We start from the raw sequence: 18,683 nt of genomic DNA on the forward strand, positions 1-18,683 counted from the left end.
TTCAACCTCAGACCGACAATCCGCTGATGCGCCGCACCCGCCGGGCCACCGCTTCCTCCAGCACCCCCGGCGCCGTCTCCACCATCGTGAACCACGTCCGCGCGCGCGTCACGCCGGTATAGACCAGTTCCCGCGTAAGGATGGGACTGGTCCGATCCGGCAGCAGCAAGGCGGTGTGCGCGAATTCCGAGCCTTGCGATTTGTGGACGGTCATGGCGTAGACGGTTTCCACGGCGTTGAGCCGGCTCGGCAACGCGAAGCGCACGCCGTCGGTGCCGTCGCTGCGCGGGAAGGCCACGCGCAGCGCGGTGCCTTCCCCGTCGCCTTGCGGCACGCGCAGCGCGATGCCGATGTCGCCGTTCATCAGGCCCAGGGCGTAGTCGTTGCGGGTGACGAGGACGGGACGACCTTCGTACCAGCCCAGCTCCTGTTCGATCAGTCCGCGCGCGCATAACGCCCTCGCGATGCGCGCGTTGAGGCCTTCGACCCCCTGCTCTCCCTTGCGGACGGCGCACAACAGGCGGAAGGCGTCGAAGGCCGCCAGCACCCGGGCCGCCCAGCTTTCCCAGGCGGGATCGTCGCCCGGGATATCCGCGGCCGGACGGGTGCGCTGCATGACGTCCAGGTAGTGCGCATAGCCACAGGGTTTGCCGCGCGCGGAGGCCGGATGGCCATCCAGCAGCAGCCGGTCGAGCGCGTCCGGCCGGATGCCGCGCGTGTCATAGACGTCGGGATCGGGCGCGGCGGATTCTCGTTCCAGCACGGTTCGTACTTCCTGCGGCAGCCCGGCGTTGACCGCGCGGGCCAGTTGCCCGATGCCGCTGCCGGCGCCGAAGCGGCGCGAGCGGCGCAGCATGACGATCTGCTGCGCCATCGCATGGCGTTCGGCATCGCCGGGCGACAGCCCCGTGCCGGCCAGGCTTTCGCCGCTGACTTGTTCGAGCCAGGCCAGGGTCTCGGGCGTGTAGTGGCCGGCATCGGCGTCGCGGCAGAGATCGCCCAGCACGGCGCCCGCCTCCACCGACGCGAGCTGGTCCTTGTCGCCCAGCAGGACCAGCCTGGCGTGAGGCGGCAAGGCGGCCATCAAGTGCGCCATCATTTCGACGTCTATCATCGACGCCTCGTCCACGACCAGCATGTCGATGAGCAAGGGATTACCGGCATGGTGGCGGAAATGGCGCGTGTCCGGCCGGCTGCCCAGCAGCCGGTGCAGCGTCGAGACTTCGGTCGGGATGGCCGCCCGGACAGCGTCGGAAACGGGAAGTCGTCCGACCTGTTCGGCGATGGATGCCGACAGGCGGGCCGCCGCCTTGCCGGTGGGCGCGGACAGCAGGATGCGCAGCGGCCGCCCCGCTTCTACCGCCGCCATCTGCAGCAGCGCGAGCAGGCGCACGACCGTGGTGGTCTTGCCGGTTCCCGGTCCACCGGTGACGATGCCGATGCGGCCCCGGGCGGCCAGCGCGCAGGCCAGCTTCTGCCAGTCGGGACCGCTGTCCGCGGCTTGGGTTTCGTCGAACAGCAACGCCAGCGATTGCGCGAGGTTCGGCGGTGTCTCGACCGGGTGCGCTAGGCGCTCCCGCAGGGCCTGGGCGATGCGTCGCTCGAAGTCCCAGTAGCGCCGCAGGTACAGGCGGCCGGCATCGAGCACCAGCGGCCGCCCCTCGTCGGTCGAGTCCGCCCTAGCGGCATCCGCCACCAGCGGGCTGCCGGCCAGCGCGGCCAGCCACGTCGCGGCATCCACGCCGGCAAGCAGGTCGGACGGCAGGCGCATCGAGGGCCCCATGTCGCCCTCAGGCGGCAGGGACAGCGCCTCGTCGGGCCGCTCCAGCGTCAGGGCCAGGTCCAGGCAGACGTGACCGTGCCCCAATTGATGACTGGCCAGCGCGGCGGCCACCGCCACCAGGGGCTGGGTATCGGGACGGCACTCGAGCAGGAAGCCGACGAAGGCGCGGTCCAGCCGCCGCAACCAGCCGCGCTCGACCCAGGCATCGAGCAGCCCGAGCAGCGATTCGCGGTCGCGCAGGTCCGGCGAAGCCTGCGGCGCAGGCGCATCGAACGGCAATTCGTAGTTCGAGGAAGCCCGGGTCATGTCTGTGCCTCCGCAACGCCGGCGAACAGGCGGTCGAGTTGCTCGATCAGTTCGCGCGGGGGGCGATCGAAGTACGCGCCGCGTGTCGGCGCCCGGGTGCCGCGCAGGAACAGGTACAGCGCGCCGCCCATGTGGCGGTCGTAGTCGTAGTCCGGCAGCCGCGCCGTCAACTGCCGGTGCAGCGCCAGCAGGTACAGCACGTACTGCAGGTCGTAGCGCTTGGCCAGGATCTCGCTTTCCATCGCGGCGGTGGTGTAGGCCGCGTCGGTCGCGCCCAGCCAGTTCGACTTGTAGTCGGCCACGTAATAGCGCCCCTGGTGTTCGAAGGTCAGGTCCATGAAGCCCTTGAACATGCCGTTGAGCATGGCCGGCTCCAGCGCGGGCCGCGCCGCGCCCGGCACGACGTGGCGCCGGACCAGCGCATCGATGCGCGCGACGTCGACGTGGCGGCTTTCGAACCAGAATTCCATTTCGACCCGGTAGGACTCGAGCTCCGCGAACCGGAAGCTCCGCCCCGCGCCCAGCGGCAGCCGTTCGGTCAGCACGCCCGACAGCCAGCGGCTCAGCGGCGTGATCCAGCTTTCCCAGCCGCGGCGGTTGCAGCGGCGCGCGACGGCGTCGGCCAGGCGGTCCGGATCGGCCGCGGCGGCGCCGAAGCCCTCCTCCCCTGCCCACTCGAACAGGCCGTGCAGGAAGGTGCCCGGCCCCGGCCCGCGCGGAAAGCGATGCATGCCGGTGCCTGCCGGCGCGGCCAGCGTCTCGTCCGTATCGGGAACGTCGTCGTCGAACAGCTTTTGCGCCTCGGGCGTCTCGGGGCTGGTGTCGCCGTGCAGGCGGGCCTCGCGCGCATCTTCGTCGCCGTCGGCCAGGCTGGCGACGCGCAAGGCGCTGTAGGAAGCGATCCACCACGGTTCGCCGGGCTGGCGTCCGGGCGTGCGGTACACGGGTTCGGCGGGACCGTCGGCCTGCATGTCCAGGACGACGGTGTCCGGCCGTGGGGCCGGCACGGTGCGCAGCAAGGCCCCGGAAGGATCCAGGGCGCGCAGCACGGACTCCAGCCGGGCCGATCCCGCCAGCGGTTCGCCGCCACCGGCCAGATAGCCCAGCGCGCACAGCGGCCAACCCGATTCGGCGGCGCGGCCGCGCTTGAGGTCGGCCACGCCCAGCCAGCAGGCATGGCGCGCCCGCGTCAGCGCCACGTACAACAGGCGCAGGTCTTCGGCCAGCCGCTCGCGGTCGGCCAGCGCCTCCTCGGCCTCGCCGGGCGCGATGCTGACGACCAGTCGGCCGGATTCGTCGTGATAGCGCAGCGGCGGGCGGGTACGGTCGGCGGGCCGGAACGAGCAGGCGAACGGCAGGAAGACCAGCGGATATTCCAGCCCCTTGGACTTGTGGACCGTCACGACCTTGAGCAACTGGGCATCGCTTTCCAGCCTCAGGATCTGGGCTTCGTTGGCCTGGCCGTCCTGCGCCAGGTGCTCCGCCAGGTGGCGGATCAGGGCCTGCTCGCCGTCCAGTTCGCCGGCCGCCTGTTGCAGCAGTTCGGCCAGGTGCAGCAGGTTGGTCAGGGCGCGTTCGCCGTCCGCGCGCCGGGCCAGCGCCGCCGGCAGCCCGAAGTCGTCCATGAAGCGCCGCAGCATGGGCAGCACGCCCTGGCGCCGCCACAGGTCGCGGTAGCCACGGAAACGCAGCACCCAGGACTCCCAGAAGCGCTCGTCGCGGTTCAGCCGGTCGAGCTCGGCCAGCGGCCGGTCCAGCGTCGCGCTGGCCAGCGCCGCGCGCAGCTTGCGGTCGTCGTCGGGTTCGGCGCAGGCATGCAGCCAGCGCAGCAGGTCGGCGGCTTCCTGGCCGTCGAACACCGAGTCCTTGTCCGACAGGTAGACGCTGCGCACGCCGCGTTCGGCCAGCGCGGAACGGATGGCATGGGCCTCGCCCATGTCGCGCACCAGCACCGCGATGTCGGCGGGCGCGAGGCCGCGGATCGCGCCGTCTTGCAGGAAGCCCGTGTTCCCCGCCCGGCCGCCGGCCAGCAGGCGGACGATCTCGGTGGCGCAGGTGGCGGCCATAGCCGCGCGGTAGGCGCCGCCGGCGATGGGCGCGTCCTGGTCGGCCAGCCAGAAGGTCAACGGCGCGGCGGGCGCGCCGTCCGTGACCAGGGACTCCGCCCTGCCCTGCGCCGCTACCGGCACGAAGGGCAGCGGGTCGTCGCCGCCGCGCCGGAACAGGAAGGCGCCCTGCCCGTCCGGCCGGTTCTCGGCAGTCTCGAATACGGCGTTGACCGCGGCGACCATGCCGGCGCTGGAGCGGAAGTTGGTGCCCAGCGTGTAGTGGCGGCCCGCGGTCGCCCGGCGGGCGCGCAGATAGGTATGGATGTCGGCGCCGCGGAAGGCGTAGATGGCCTGCTTGGGATCGCCGATCATCAGCAGCGCGCAATCGTCGGAGTCGTCGGCGACGCGGTAGACGCGGTCGAAGATCCGGTACTGGATGGGATCGGTATCCTGGAATTCGTCGATCAGCGCCACCGGGAACTGGGCGCGGATGACCTGGGCCAGCCGATCGCCGTTCTCGCCGCGCAGCGCCGCATCCAGGCGGGTCAGCATATCGTCGAAGCCCATTTCGGCGCGGCGCCGCTTTTCCTCGTCGAAGCGGATCCGCACCCAATACGCGGCGTGCGCCAGCATGTCGGCATCGGCGGATGGCAGTCGGGCAAGCAGGCGCGGCAGGTCGACCATGGCATCCAGCGCGGGATGGTCGATGCGATGGCCGGCCTCGCAGATCTCGGCCATGCCGGCCGGGGTCAGGCGCTGGAATCCCGTTCCCAGGTCCAGGATTTCCAGCGCAGGATCGGAGGCCCAGGCGGACAAGCGGTCGAACCAGGGGCCGTACCAGCGTGCCTGGAACTTGCGGGCGTTGACGCGCTTGGCGGCGCAGGCCGCATCGCACAGTGCGCGCAGTTCCTCGCTCCAGGCGGTCCACGGAGCCTTCAGATGGGCAAGCGCCGCGGCGCGGCGGGCACGGGCACTGGCGTAGATGTCCGCCAAGGTGCCGGGGATGTCGCGTGGCGATGCATGGGCCAGCAAAGGCGAAATCCGCCGCCGCAAGGCATCGGGGGTGATCCAGTTCGTCGACACCCAGTCCAGCGTCTCGTCCCGCAATGCATAGCAATGTTCGCGCCAATAGTCGCGCACGACCTCGGCCAGGAGGTCGGTATGGTCGGTTTCCAGTGTCTGCGTGAACAGGCTGCCGCTGTCGAAGGCGTGTTCGCGCAGCATGCGCTGGCACCAGCCGTGGATGGTGGACACCGCGGCCTCGTCCATCCATTGCGCCGCCACGTCCAGCTTGCTGGCGCAGGCGGGCCAGTCGGCCTCGGGGTAGTCGCCACGCAAAGCAGCGATCAAGGTATCCGGCGCCTCGGTTTCCTCGCGGAAATAGCGTGCGGACTCCGCCAGCCGGGCGCGAATGCGGTCACGCAGTTCCTGGGTGGCGGCATCGGTGAAGGTCACGACCAGGATCTCGGGCGGCAGCAGCTCGCGGCCGAAGGCGCTCTCGCCACCATGCCCCAGCACGAGTCGGACGAACAGCGCGGAAATGGTGAAAGTCTTGCCCGTGCCGGCGCTGGCCTCGATCAGGCGGCTGCCACGCAGCGGCAGGGTCAGTGCCAGGTCGCGTGTCGGGGACCAAGCGCTCATGCCCGCTCTCCCCCGGTTTTCCTCTCGGTACGCGCCGGCCGGGCCGTTTCGAACAGCGGCAGATACAGCGTCCGGGCCCAGGAACCGAACTCCTCGTCCGACCACAAGGCCTGGAAGTCCGGGAACTGGCGCATCAGATAGGGATTGCGGTCGACCTCGCCGGGCATGGTGGGCCCGCCCTCGTAGGTCTTGCGCGCCTGCTCGTATGCCGCCGCCTCGTCCGGCAGCGCGGCCAGCCACGCGAACGCCGTGCGCACGGCCACCGGCGGCGGAAGGCGCATGCCGGCGTCCCAGGCGTCGATCAGGTCGCCCAGCCAGGCCCGCGCCTCGCTTTCGGCCACGGGCGGCAGGCTGAATTCGCCGTCGGTGGCGACCAGCACGGTGTGCAGGGACAGCCCCGTCGCATTGCCGGCCAGATGCGCCACCCAAGGCCGGATCAACCGATGCCATCGTGGCAGGCGCGCGGCCACGCCCAGCTCGCCGGGAATGGCCTCGAGCCAGAGGTGCCCGCCGTCGTCGTTGCGCCGCAGTCCGCCCAGCCAGCCCTGCAACGAGATCTCGCCATGCCGGAACTCCACCGCGGCCGGCACCTCGCATGCCAGCGGCCAGCGCGCGCGCCAATCCCGATGCCGCGCCAGCACGTCGGGCAGCGGCGCGATCAGCGCCTGCGCCACACGTTCGCCGAATCCGGCCAGCGGCAGCTCGCCGCCGCGCGCCAACATCCTGGCCGTCGCGTGCAGCCTGTCCAGGGCCTCGTCGGCGTCGTCCGCGGACAAGCCGGCCAGCAACAGGCGCTCGCTCAACTGGTAATGGGTCAGGCCGTCGAGCGCGAAGGGTTCTTCGTCCTCCGCCGCCTCTTCGGCATCGTCGAAATGGATCTTCAGCCGCTGGTTGAAGAAGGCCCGCAGCGGGTCGCGGGCATAGGCCTGCAACTGCGCCAGTTCCAGGACGGCGCCGGCCGGGGGCGGCGGCAGGGCCTGCGGCATGGGCGTCCCGGACGCCCGGGCCTCGTGCATCACCGCCCATTCCCGCGCATAGGTGAACAGCCGCCCCGAGCGCGAGGCGAAATAGCGCGGGCTGAAAGGCTGCAGCGGATGGACCGTGGTCAGGCCGTCCAGCAGGTCCGCGCCCTCCTGGCTGTCCCAGCCCGCTGCAAGATGGTCGCGCAGTTGCGCCACCAGCACGGAAGGCGGCCGCTCGGCGTTGTCGCGTACGCTGCGGCCGACCCAGCTTACGTACAGCGCGTCGCGCGCCGACAGCAGCGCCTCGAGCAGCAGATAGCGGTCGTCCTCGCGGCGCGAACGGTCGCCCGGCCGGTAGTCGGCGCGCATCAGGTCGAAATCGGGCGGCGTCTGGACCCGGGGATAGTCGCCGTCGTTCATGCCCAGCAGGCAGACGACGCGGAACGGGATCGCCCGCATCGGCATCAGGGTGCAGAAGTTGACCGACCCTGCCAGGAAGCGCTGGTTCAGGCGGCTGCGATCCAGGTCGCCCAGCCAGGCCTCGCGCACCACCACCAGCGGCAGCGTTTCCTCCAGGCCGACGCGCTCGCACACCTCCAGCCAGTCGTCCAGCAACTGCGACAGGCTGGCCAGCGCGGCTTCCTCGCGCTCGGTCGTCGGCGTGAAAAGATCGGCCATCAGGGTCCGCAGCCGGAATCCCCAGGCCTGGGGCGCGGCCGGCGTCGCCAGGGCGGCGCGGATGCGTTCCAGGCTCTCCAGCAAGGCGTCCAGCGATCCGACCAGCGCCGCGTCCAGGCCGCCCACTTCGTCATAGGGTTCGATGCCCTCGAACGCCGGCGCGGCGCCCACCGCGTAGCCCAGCAGCATGCGGCGCAGGCCGAAGCGCCAGGTGTTCTGCTCCATGCCCCCGGGCAGGCCCAGGCTGGCGCGCTGGCCGGCGTCCACGCCCCAGCGCACGCCCGCCCCGGCGATCCAGCGATGCAGCTGCGGCAGGTCGCTTTCGCGCAGGCCGAAGCGCTGGCGCACGGCCGGCACGTCCAGCAGGTCCAGGATCTCGCTGACCGCGAAACGGCTCTCGGGCAGCCGCAGCAGGTGCTCGACCGCGATCAGCAGCGGCTCCCGGCCGCGCTGCCCCTGGTCGGCCAGCGTATAGGGAATGTGGCGGCGGTCGCGCGGATCGATCTGGCCGAACACCGCCCGGATGTGCGGCGCGTAGGCATCGATGTCCGGCACCATGACGATGACGTCGCGCGGCCGCAGGCTGGGGTCGGCATCGAAGCGGGCCAGGAGCTGGTCGTGCAGGATCTCGACCTCGCGCTGCGGGCTGTGGGCGATGTGGAAACGGATGGAGGCGTCGGTCTCGACGTCCACCGGCGGCCATTGTTCCCGCGTTTCCTCGAGCGAGCGCAGATTGAGGATGTCGTCCTGGACCTGGGCCAGCAGGTGCTCGGCGGGCGGTTCGCTGAACAGGTCGATGCGGCGGTCGCTGATGGAAGCGAAATGCTCCTGGTAGCGCTCGGGAATGTCGTAGGTATCGAGCAGGTGGATGTAGTCGCGGCCCTGTTTGCCCCAGGCCGCCAGCAGCGGATTGCCGAAGCGGTGCATGGCCTGCGCGTCCGGCGCCGCGGGCATGCCGGGCTTGCGCTGGTGCCGCCGGTACTGGTGGCGCAGCAGGTCCTGGTCGGCGACGATGTCGGTCCAGTGATGCTGGCAGGGATTGTGGACGCACAAGAGGACCTGGCAGAACTTGGACAGTGCCGCCAGCGCCTCCAGCGACTGCGCCGGCATGGACGAGATCCCGAATACGATCACCCGGCGCGGCAGGTCCCGCGGCGGCGCATCGGCCTCGGCCAGCCGCGCCAGGAAGCGCCGGTGCACGCGCGCCCGGCTCTGGATCACGCCATCGTCGCCCACGTCGGCCAGCACCGCGCGCCACAAGGCGGCCTGCCAGCGGTCCTCCGCGCCGAGCGGCACGGTGCCGCGCCGCGATGTCCGCAGCACGTCGCGCCCATGCTCCCAGTCGTCCAGCCAATCGGCGCGGTACACCTGGTACTGGTCGAACAGGTCCGCCAGCCGCTCGGCCAGTTGATGGCGCTTGCGCATGCTGTCGTCGTCGGCCAGGAAGCGGCGCAGCGGCAGGAACACCTCGTCGCCCAGCACCTGCGGCAACAGGCGCAGCAGACGCCAGGTCAAGCCGTTGCGGTCGAGCGAGGATGTTTCGGGAAGCAGGTCCTTGCCCAGCACCGCGCGGTAGGCCTGCCAGAGAAAGCGCGCCGGCAGTTGCACCTCCACCGCCGCCGCGATCCCGCAGCCTTGCGCCCCCGCCTCGTCCGGATCGGCCGCCAGGGCGAACTTCAGCCACTGCGCGATGCCGTTGCTCTGCACCAGGATGATTTCGTTCTCGAGCGGCGCCAGCGGATACCGCTTCATCCATGACACCGCCAGCCCGCGCAGTTCCTCCAGCCGATTGCCGTGGACGACCATGAAACCGGGAGCGAGCGGCGAAGAAGCGGGCATGCGCGAACAATGAGAATGGGGGGCGATCCCCCCATTCTACAGAGCGGCAGGAACGATCAACGGTATCCGGTACGGTCCAGGATCTTTTGGGCCGTGACCTGGTTGCGGCCGATCGCGCCGATCGACACCGTCTCGGCCTTGAACGGACCCAGCGCTTCCAGCGCGGCGTTGTCGGTCTTGACCGACCGCACGGCCGGCCATTCGTTGTTGCCCGCGGCGAAATAGTTCTGCGCCTTGTCGCTGGCCAGGTACTCCAGGAACTTGATCGCGGCTTCCTTGTGCGGCGCATGGCGGGCCACCGCGCCGCCGGCGACGTTCATGTGCACGCCCTGCCCCGCCTGGTCGGGCCACAGGAAGCCGATCTTGGCGATCGCGGCCTTGTCCTCGGGCTTGTCGGACCGGGCCATGCGCACGTAGTAGTAGTTGTTGGTCAGCGCGACGCCGCATTCGCCCGAGGCCACGCCCTTGATCTGGTCGGTGTCGCCGCCCTGCGGGCTGCGCGCCATGTTGGCCACCATGCCCTGGGCCCACTTCTCGGCCGCGGCCTCGCCGTTGCGCTCGATCAGCGAGCCCAGCAGGGACAGCATGTAGGGGTGAGAGCCGGACCGCGTGCAGACCTTGCCCTTGTTCTTGGGGTCGGCCAGCTTTTCGTAGGTATCGACGTCCGCCGGGTTGACGGTCGCCTTGTTGTAGACGATGACGCGGGCGCGCGTGGAGAAACCGAACCATTGCGGGTCCTTGCCCGGTTCGCCGCCTTGCAGGTTGGCGGGAATGCGCTCGGCCAGCACCTTGGAGCTGACCGGCTGGAACAGGCCGTCGGCCTCGGCGCGCCACAAGCGCGCGGCGTCGACCATCAGGATCACGTCGGCCGGGCTCTTGGCGCCCTCGCTCTTCAGGCGCTCGACCAGCGCGGCATCGCCGGCCTCGATGCGGTTGATCTTGATGCCGGTCTGGTCGGTGAATCCCTTGTAGAGCAGCTCGTCCGTCTGATAATGGCGGGCGGAATAGATGTTCAGTTCCTGCGCGTGGGCGCCGGCGGAGACGGCCAGCAACGCGGCGGTCAGCAGGGAAAGCTTGAGCATGGACGAGGCCTCGGGATAAGGTCGAGTTGGCAACGAGATGGGAATTATTGTCATTCCCATCTCTCTCGTCAAATCTTTCAGCTTTTCGTAAGCTTGTCCCGCCGGGAAATGGCCCGGGCCAGCACGATCACCGGCAGCAGGCCGGCCAGCACGATGGTCAGGGCCGGGACGGCGGCCTCCCCCAGCCGCTCGTCCGCCGCCAGGTGGTCGGTGATGACGGCCAGGGTGTCGAAGTTGAACGGTCGCAGCACCAGGGTCGCGGGCAGCTCCTTCATCACGTCCACGAACACCAGCAAGGCGGCGGTCAGCAGGCTGCGCCGCAACAGCGGCTGGTGCACACGCGCCAGCAGCTCCCAGGTCCCCGCCCCCAGGCTGCGCGCGCTGGCATCCAGGGACGGCGTGATCTTGGCCAGCCCCGCCTCCGTCGTTTGCAGCGCCACCGCCAGGAAGCGGACCAGGTAGGCATAGACCAGCAGCGTCAGCGTGCCGGTCAGCGTGCCCTGGAACGACCATCCCCACGCCTCCAGCCGGCCGTCCAGCGCGCCCACCAGGATCAACAGGCCCACCGCCAGCACCGCGCCGGGCACCGCGTAGCCCATGCCCGCCACGCTGTTGGCGGCGCGCACCAGCCGCCCGGGAGCCAGGCGGGCGGCGTAGGCCAGCCCGAGCGCCAGCGCCACGGCCAGCACCGAGGTCGTGGCCGCCAGCCGCAGGGTATTGCCCAGCCACATGGCGTAGCGGTTCCAGTCGATGACGTGGAAATCCTGGGCGGCGAACCGCAGCATGATGGCCACGGGCAGCAGGAATCCCAAGGTCAGCGGTACGAGGCATACCAGGTTGGCCCAGACCGCCCGGCGGCCCGACAGCCGGCGCGGCGCCTGCTCGTGGCGCTGGGCGCCCGCGTGAAAGCGCAGGCGGGTCCGGCTGCGGCGCTCCAGCCAGACCAGCACGAACACGAAGGCCAGCAGGGCCGACGCCAGCTGGGCCGCGGCGATGCGGTCCCCCATGGACAGCCAGGCCCGGTAGATGCCGGTGGTGAAGGTCTGCACGCCGAAGTACGACACCGCGCCGTAGTCGGCCAGCGTCTCCATCAGCACCAGCGTGATGCCGGCCACGGCCGCGGGCCGCGCCAACGGCAGCACCACCGCGAAGAAAGCCCGCGCCGGGCCGCAGCCCAGCGTGCGCGCGGCCTCGGACAGGCGCGGGCTGCGCTCGAGGAAGGCCGTGCGCGTCAGCAGGTAGACGTAGGGATAGAACGCGAAGATGAAGACCAGCGCCGCCCCGTACCACGACCGGATGGCCGGGAACCATGGCAGCCGGGGCTGACCGGTCAGGTCCCGCAGCAGGGTCTGCACCGGCCCCGAGAACTGGAAGAAGTCGGTGAAGGCATAGGCCATGACATAGGTCGGCATGGCCAGCGGCAGGATCAGCGCCCATTCGTAGACGCGCCGCCCGGGGAAATCGTGGGCCGCCACGACCCAGGCGGTGGCGACGCCCACGACGGCGGCGCCCGCGCCCACGGCCGCCATCAGCAGCAGCGAGGTGGCGACATAGCCCGGCAGCACCGTGCCGGCCAGGTGGGCAAGGATGTCCCGGGCGCCGGCGTCGGCGTTCGACACCGACCACAGCAGGCTGACGATGGGCAAGGCGATGAAGGCGGCCACGGCGGCGGCCGGCCAGGAAAGCGCGGTGCGTCGGTGCATCGGATACCAGGACAAATCGACGGACGACGCGGGCGCGAAGGTCCGCCTGGCGTTGGCGGCAAGCAGGAATACGAATTATATTCATGCGCTTGCGCAATCCGTCCGCCCCCATGCCCCACCCTCACCTGCAGCTCGATCACGTCCGCCTGGGCTATCGCATGCCGACCGGCATGCACGTCGTCGTCGACGACCTGTCGCTGGCCCTGCACGAAGGCCGCATCGGCTGCCTGCTGGGGCCATCGGGCTGCGGCAAGAGCACGGTGCTGCGCGCGATCAGCGGTTTCGAACCCCTGCTGGCCGGAAGCATCGCGCTGCACGGCGAAGTCGTCGCCACGCCGCGCCGCAGCCTGGCCCCCGAGAAACGCCGGGTGGGTGTCATGTTCCAGGACTACGCGCTGTTCCCTCACCTGTCGGTGGAAGACAACGTCGGTTTCGGCCTGCGGCGCGAACCGGCCGCGGCCCGCGCCGCGCGGGTAAAAGGGCTCCTGTCCCTGGTCGGCATGGCCTCGCTGGGCGGCAAGTATCCGCACGAGCTGTCCGGCGGCCAGCAGCAGCGCGTGGCGCTGGCCCGCGCGCTGGCGCCACGCCCCGAACTGCTGCTGCTGGACGAGCCCTTTTCCAGCCTGGACGTGGACCTGCGCGAGCGACTGGCCGGCGAAATACGGGACATCCTGAAGGAGGCCGAGGCGACTGCGATTCTGGTGACGCACGACCAGGCCGAGGCTTTCGCGATGGCCGACGAGATCGGCGTGATGGAGCAAGGCCGGATCGTGCAGTGGGGCAAGGCCTACGATCTTTATCACCACCCCGCCACGGCGTTCGTGGCCGGCTTCATCGGCGCCGGCGTGCTGGTGCCGGGCCGGCCGACAGGCAACGGCAGCATCCGGCTTGAATTCGGCGATATCGATGCGCCCGGCCCTGTTTCCACGAACGGCGATGTCCGGGTCCTGCTGCGGCCCGACGACCTGCTGGCCGACGCCGACAGCCCCATCCGGGCGCGGCTGGTCCACAAGGTCTTTCGCGGCCCGGGCTACCTGTACACCTTGCGCCTGCCCTCGGGCAGCGAAGTGCTGGCGCAGATGCCCCGCGAGGACGGGCATCGCGTGGGCGACGAGATCGGCATCCGCCTGCGGACGGGCAGCCTGCCCGCCTTTCCCGCTTAGCGGCGCTGCTGCTGTTGCCGGCGCTGGCGGTCCTGGTTCAGGCGTTCGACCAGGTTGTTGGCCAGTATCGTGTTGCCCGCGTCCCGGCCGACATCCACGGCGTTCTTGCCCTCGGCATTGCGGACGTAGCCATCCGCCCCTTCGTCCAGCAGCAGCTTCACCGTCGAAGTATGGTCGTAGCGCATGGCCATCATCAGGGGCGTCATCTTCCCGGGCGATTCGGCGTCGATGTAGGCATAGTGCTCCAGCAGCACGCGCACCGCGTCGTCGTTGCCCTTGGATGCGGCGTAGTGCAGCGCCGTCCAGCCCTCCTGGTTGACCTCGGCGCCGCGCTCGATCAGTTTTTCCATCCGCGCGGCCTCGCCCCGGATGGCCAGGTACATCAGCGGCGTCTCGCGCAGCCGGTTCTGGCGATTCACGTCGATGCGCTTGTCGGCCAGCAGGACGTCATAGACGCCCCAGGCCTCTTCCTTGATGGCTTCGAGCAGCGGCGTATTGCTGGCGGCATTCGGCATGTTGGGATCCATGCCCCGCGCGAGCAGCGTTTTGACCGTGGACGCGCGGTCGTTGCGGATGGCGATCCAGAAATCCTCTTCCGCGCCTGCCTGCGCCGCCGAGAACGCGGTCAGCCAGCACCACAGCAACAGGAACCCCCATCCGCGCCGCGCCCACGAGCCAAACATAATGCGTTTCCTTATATTTGCTTTCCAAGCCATTGATTGAAAAGCTTTTTTCTTCAACATCGAACAGCCAGATTAAAGTTATTTCTAACTTTAATTTAACGCTGTATATCTTTGAATAGATTGAAAAAATTCTTGGTCGACGCTTCCGCCACCGCCTCGACCGTGATGCCCCGCAGGTCGGCGATCTTCTCGGCGACGTGGATCACCTTGGACGGGTCGTTCAGCTTGCCCCGGTGGGGTACGGGCGCCAGGTATGGCGAATCGGTTTCGATCAGGATCTGGTCCAGCGGGATGTTGCGGGCCACTTCCTGCAGTTCCCGCGCATTCTTGAAGGTGACGATGCCCGAAAAGGAGATGTGGAAATTCATCGCGATGGCCGCGTCCGCCACTGCCTGGGATTCGGTGAAGCAATGCATCACGCCGCCGACTTCCGCCGCCCCCTCTTCTTCCATGATGCGCAGCGTATCTTCCGCCGCCGAGCGGGTGTGGATGATCAGGGGTTTGCCGGTCCGCCGGGCGGCACGGATATGGTTGCGGAAGCGGTCGCGCTGCCAGGTCAGGTCACCCGTCAGCCGGTAGTAGTCCAGCCCGGTTTCTCCTATCGCGACGACCTTCGGAGTCGCCGCCAGCTCGACCAATTGCTCGACCGTGGGGTCGGGGGTGTCCTCGTAGTCGGGGTGCACGCCCACCGAGGCCCAAAGATTGTCATGGCCCCGCACCAGCTCCATCAGCCGAGGCCAGTCGGGCAGGTTCACGCTGACGCACAGCGCCTGGGCGACGTGGTTGCCGCGCATGCGCTCAAGGATCTCGGGCAGTTGCGCGGCCAGTTCGGGAAAATCCAGATGGCAATGCGAATCGACGAACATGGGGAAAGGAAGACGGTAAGGCTGCGGAATCCATAGTACCAGCGGGAGCGGGCACCTAGGCCCGCTTGGGGCGGCGGCCCAGGCAGGCCGCGCTGGCCTGGGCCAGCACATCCTGGGCGAACAGCCGGGCATTGAGCGGATGGTCGGCGATCCTGCGCTGGCGGGTGAGCCAGCGCGACAGCTCGGCCACCCGGCCGCGCTCGGCGCGCTCGCCTATCTTCGCACTCTGGGAGGCCAGGTCGGGGAAATAGCGCGCGCCCATGCCGGCCTGGGCCAGGGCCACGTCGATGGCCAGGCGTTGCAGGGCGTCGATCCACTCGGCGGCGGGAATCTTGTCCAGCGCGTCGACGATCTGCCCCAGGTCGGGCGGCTTGCCTTGCGCGAGCGCGGTCACGAAGGTGTCCAGCCATGGCGCCCTGGGCGGAACGCCGGCTTCGGCACGGCGCCAGGCCGCGACCGGCGCCCCCCCGGCAGCGGCCAGTTGCGCAGCCGCGTCCTGGACGCCCTGCTCTTGCAGCCAGGCCAGGGCGGGCTCGGGCGCCGGCGTTCCCAGGGGCAGCCGGCGACAGCGCGACACCAGGGTGGGCAGCAGCCGGTCGGGCGCGTCGGACACGAGCAGGAACACGGTCTGGGGGGGCGGTTCCTCCAGGATCTTCAGGAGGCCGTTGGCTGAAATGGTGTTGAGCGTTTCAGCCGGATACAGCACCACCACCCGCAGGCCGCCCCGGTGCGTGCCGGTATTGGCCCAGGATTCCAGGGCGCGTATCTGCTCGATGCGGATCTCGCGCGAGGGGGCGCGCTTGCCGGCCTTCTTGCCGTCGGCATCGACGGCTTCTTCCTCGGCATCGCCCTCTTCGGCCTGGCCTTCGGCCAGCGCCACGGCTTCGGGACGGACGCGGCGGAAGTCGGGATGGTTGCCCGACGCATACCAGGTGCAGGCGGGGCACTGCCCGCAGGCCATGCCGTCCTGCGGCGACTCGCACAACAGGCCGGCGGCGGCGGCGCGCGCGAACTCGACCTTGCCTATGCCCGCCAGTCCGTGGATGAGCCAGGCGTGGGCAAAGCGTCGCCGCTGTTCTTCGCCCAGCCAGGCGCGGGCCGTTTCTTCATGCCAGGGATAGAACCGGGGCAGGCTCATGGGCCATCCGCCGCGGCGATGCAGGCCTGCAGCTGGGCGGCCAGTTCCGCCCGGACCGCCTCGATCGGCCGGGTCGAATCGATGATGCGAAAACGCGCCGGATCCGCCTTGGCCCGGGCATGATAGGCCGCGCGCGTGCGTTCGAAAAAGGCGTCGTCCTCGCGCTCGAAACGGTCCAGGGTGCGGCCCCGCCCCAGCCGTTCGCGGGACACTTCCAGCGGGACGTCGAACAACCAGGTCACGTCCGGCTGCAAGTCCCCGTGCACCCATTGCTCCAGCAACGCGATGCGCTCGGCGGCCAGGCCGCGGCCGCCCCCCTGGTAGGCGTAGGTGGCGTCGGTAAAGCGGTCGCAGACCACCCACTGGCCCCGCGCCAGCGCCGGCTCGATCACGGTGCGCACGTGCTCGCAGCGCCCCGCGAACATCAGCAGGGTCTCGGTATCGAGCCGCATGGGTTCGTTCAGCAGCAGCTCGCGCAGTTTCTCGGCCAGCGGCGTGCCGCCGGGCTCGCGGGTCTGCACCACATCCAGGCCGGCCTCGCGCAGCCGGGCCACGAGCCATTCCAGGTGCGTGCTCTTGCCCGCGCCGTCCACGCCCTCGAGCGTGATGAAACGGCCGCGGCGCACGGCCGCGTTCGCGCCGGCGCTCATGGCTGCACCGCCTCGGTCTGCATGGACGGCGGCGGCTGCAACCCCTGCCCCCTGAGCTGGTAGCGCGCGACGTAGCGGTTGTGGCTGTCCAGGGTCTCGGAGAAGGCGCTGGTGCCGTCGCCGCGGGAGACGAAATACAGGTACTTGTGCTTCTCGGGCTGGACCGCGGCCAGCAGCGAGGCCCGGCCCGGGTTCGAGATGGGCGTGGGCGGCAGCCCGCGGCGCGTGTAGGTGTTCCACGGGGTGTCGGCGCGCAGGTCGCGGCGGCGCAGGTTGCCGTCGAAGACCTCGCCCAGGCCGTAGATGACAGTCGGGTCGGTCTGCAGCGGCATGCCGACCCTGAGCCGGTTGACGAACACGCCGGCGATGCGCCGGCGATCGGCCTCCATGCCGGTTTCCTTTTCGATGATGGAGGCCAGGATCAGGACTTCGTACGGCGAGCCCAGCGGCAGGTCCGGATCGCGTTGCGCCCAGATCTCGGCAAGTTCCCGCTGTTGCGCGCGATAGGCGCGGCGCAGGATGTCGATGTCGCTCGAGCCCACGGCGAACAGATAGGTGTCCGGAAAGAACAGCCCTTCGGGATGGCTGGTCGAGGCGCCGATCTTGGCCGTGACCGTGGCGTCGTCGAGGCCGTCCAGGGTCTGGCGCACGTCGGGATGGCGGCGCAGGGCCGCGCGTATCTGGCGGAAGTTCCAGCCCTCGATGAAACGGATCTCGCGCTGCGTGACGTCGCCGCGCGCGAGCCGGTTCAGCAGCGTCCACAGCGAATCGCCGCGCGCCACTTCGTAGCCGCCGGCCTTGATGCGGCGTTCGGTGCCCGTCACGCGCGCATAGGCGATCAGGACCTCGGGCGGCACGGCGATGCCGGCCTCGCGCACCTGCCGGGCGATGCCCCGCATGGTCGTGCCTTCGTCGATGACGAAGTCCACCTTGTCCGCGGGCAGGGAAAGCGGCATGCGCAGCCACGCGACGCCTGCGCCGACGATGGCCAGCGATGCCAGCAACAGCGCGGCGAACGATATGGCCAGCGCGCGTTTCAGGGAAAAATGTCGTTTGGGCATGGGCGCCTATAATACTTCGATCGACCTCATCGACCGTTTCAAGATGTCCGTCCAAGAGATTTTATCCGCGAGCGCGCGGCCGGATGCCGCCCTCGCGCACATCGCGCCGCTGGACCATTTGACCGTGCTCGAAGCCCGGGGTGCAGACACGATCGAATTCCTGCAGGGACAACTGACCCAAGACGTCAAGAAACTTGGCGACGCCGACGCGCGGCTTGCCGGCTATTGCACGGCCAAGGGCCGGCTGCTTGCCAGCGCCATCGTCTGGCGCGCCCAGCCCGATCCCGCCGATCCGGTCCCGCGCGTGCTGGCGCTGGTCGATGCCAGCATCGCCCAGGCGCTGCAGAAGCGCCTGTCCATGTTCGTGCTGCGCGCCAAGGTCAAGCTTGCCGCCACGCCGCTGCGCGTGGCCGGCGTCTGGCGCGGGACCGATGCGGCGGCCCTGCAGGCGGCCGCGGGCGGGTTGCTGCCCGCCGCGCCCTGGTCGCGCGCCGACCTGCCCGACGCCACCTGGATCGCGGCTCCCGCCGCCGACGCGTCGCCGCGCTGGTGGTGGATAGGAACGGACGACGCGCTGCAACGGCTGGGCACCGCGCTGGGGGCCCCGGCGCAGGCCGGCCTGGCCCAGGCCTGGCGCGCCGCCGACATCGCTTCGGGCCTGCCCTGGATCACGGCGCCGACGCAGGACCTGTTCGTGCCGCAGATGGTCAACCTGGAGCTGATCGGCGGGGTCAGCTTCACCAAGGGCTGCTATCCCGGCCAGGAAGTGGTCGCGCGCAGCCACTACCTCGGCAAGCTCAAGCGCCGCATGTTCGCCGGCCATGTCGTCGGCGGGCAGCCGGATCCGCAGGCGCTGGCCGGTGCCGACGTCTTCCAGGAAGGCGACGAGCAACCCTGCGGCCGCATCGTCAACGCGGCGCGCGAAGGCGGCGGGGTCGCGATCTTGTACGAAAGCTCGCTGGCCGCCGCGCAAGGCCAGGCCCCCCTGCACGCCGGCTCGCCCGCCGGTCCGATCATCCAGCCGCGGGCGCTGCCCTACGCCCTGTCCGACGATACCCGCTCGGCATGAGCCCAGCGCCG

At 69.9% G+C, this 18,683-nt stretch carries 12 protein-coding genes; 2 read left to right on the forward strand and 10 right to left on the reverse strand.

Annotated elements, in window-relative coordinates; all coding sequences use genetic code 11:
• Positions 1-7: 7 nt before the first annotated feature.
• The 5 genes from recD to N5K27_RS04500 form a co-directional block, all read right to left on the reverse strand.
• Positions 8-2,089: an exodeoxyribonuclease V subunit alpha gene (gene recD / locus N5K27_RS04480; RefSeq protein ID WP_279814924.1), complete on the reverse strand. Its 2,082-nt coding sequence runs from the start codon at positions 2,087-2,089 to the stop codon at positions 8-10.
• Entirely contained in the window at positions 2,086-5,778 is a 3,693-nt protein-coding gene (gene recB / locus N5K27_RS04485) for an exodeoxyribonuclease V subunit beta (protein WP_279814925.1), read from the reverse strand. The genes recD and recB overlap by 4 nt, the downstream gene beginning before the upstream one ends.
• Positions 5,775-9,257, reverse strand: coding sequence for an exodeoxyribonuclease V subunit gamma (gene recC / locus N5K27_RS04490; protein ID WP_279814927.1), 3,483 nt, complete (start codon positions 9,255-9,257; stop codon positions 5,775-5,777). The genes recB and recC overlap by 4 nt, the downstream gene beginning before the upstream one ends.
• 56 nt (positions 9,258-9,313) lie before the next feature.
• On the reverse strand, positions 9,314-10,339 hold the full coding sequence (locus N5K27_RS04495; protein WP_132978919.1) for an extracellular solute-binding protein: 1,026 nt from the start codon (positions 10,337-10,339) through the stop codon (positions 9,314-9,316).
• Between the two features lie 77 nt (positions 10,340-10,416).
• A complete protein-coding gene (locus tag N5K27_RS04500) occupies positions 10,417-12,042 on the reverse strand; it encodes an iron ABC transporter permease (protein ID WP_279814930.1) in 1,626 nt (541 codons plus the stop codon).
• 83 nt (positions 12,043-12,125) lie between these two features.
• Between N5K27_RS04500 and N5K27_RS04505 the strand changes: the two genes are divergently transcribed.
• Positions 12,126-13,205, forward strand: a complete 1,080-nt coding sequence (locus tag N5K27_RS04505) for an ABC transporter ATP-binding protein (protein ID WP_279814931.1) — start codon at positions 12,126-12,128, stop codon at positions 13,203-13,205.
• Here N5K27_RS04505 and N5K27_RS04510 read toward each other — a convergent pair.
• The 5 genes from N5K27_RS04510 to mltG all read right to left on the reverse strand — a co-directional run bounded on the left by N5K27_RS04510 (position 13,202) and on the right by mltG (position 17,603).
• The gene (locus tag N5K27_RS04510) at positions 13,202-13,888 is read right to left on the reverse strand and encodes an ankyrin repeat domain-containing protein (protein ID WP_176400793.1); all 687 of its coding nucleotides are present in this window, start codon (positions 13,886-13,888) and stop codon (positions 13,202-13,204) included. The two genes, N5K27_RS04505 and N5K27_RS04510, sit on opposite strands and share 4 nt — an antisense overlap.
• 95 nt (positions 13,889-13,983) lie before the next feature.
• Positions 13,984-14,754 carry a TatD family hydrolase gene (locus N5K27_RS04515; protein WP_279814933.1) on the reverse strand — a complete coding sequence of 257 codons (771 nt, stop codon included), beginning with the start codon at positions 14,752-14,754 and terminating at the stop codon, positions 13,984-13,986.
• Positions 14,755-14,809: 55 nt separating this feature from the next.
• Positions 14,810-15,892, reverse strand: a complete 1,083-nt coding sequence (gene holB, locus N5K27_RS04520; RefSeq protein ID WP_279814935.1) for a DNA polymerase III subunit delta' — start codon at positions 15,890-15,892, stop codon at positions 14,810-14,812.
• Positions 15,889-16,542 (reverse strand): dTMP kinase, encoded by a 654-nt coding sequence (gene tmk / locus N5K27_RS04525; protein WP_087840177.1) that lies wholly within the window; start codon positions 16,540-16,542, stop codon positions 15,889-15,891. The genes holB and tmk overlap by 4 nt, the downstream gene beginning before the upstream one ends.
• Positions 16,539-17,603: an endolytic transglycosylase MltG gene (gene mltG, locus N5K27_RS04530; RefSeq protein WP_132978868.1), complete on the reverse strand. Its 1,065-nt coding sequence runs from the start codon at positions 17,601-17,603 to the stop codon at positions 16,539-16,541. The genes tmk and mltG overlap by 4 nt, the downstream gene beginning before the upstream one ends.
• Here mltG and N5K27_RS04535 point away from each other — a divergent pair.
• A complete protein-coding gene (locus N5K27_RS04535; RefSeq protein WP_279814938.1) occupies positions 17,602-18,672 on the forward strand; it encodes a folate-binding protein in 1,071 nt (356 codons plus the stop codon). The two genes, mltG and N5K27_RS04535, sit on opposite strands and share 2 nt — an antisense overlap.
• The last annotated feature ends 11 nt before the right edge of the window (positions 18,673-18,683 follow it).

The organism is Pigmentiphaga sp. GD03639, assembly GCF_029845405.1.
GTDB lineage: Bacteria > Pseudomonadota > Gammaproteobacteria > Burkholderiales > Burkholderiaceae_B > Pigmentiphaga > Pigmentiphaga daeguensis.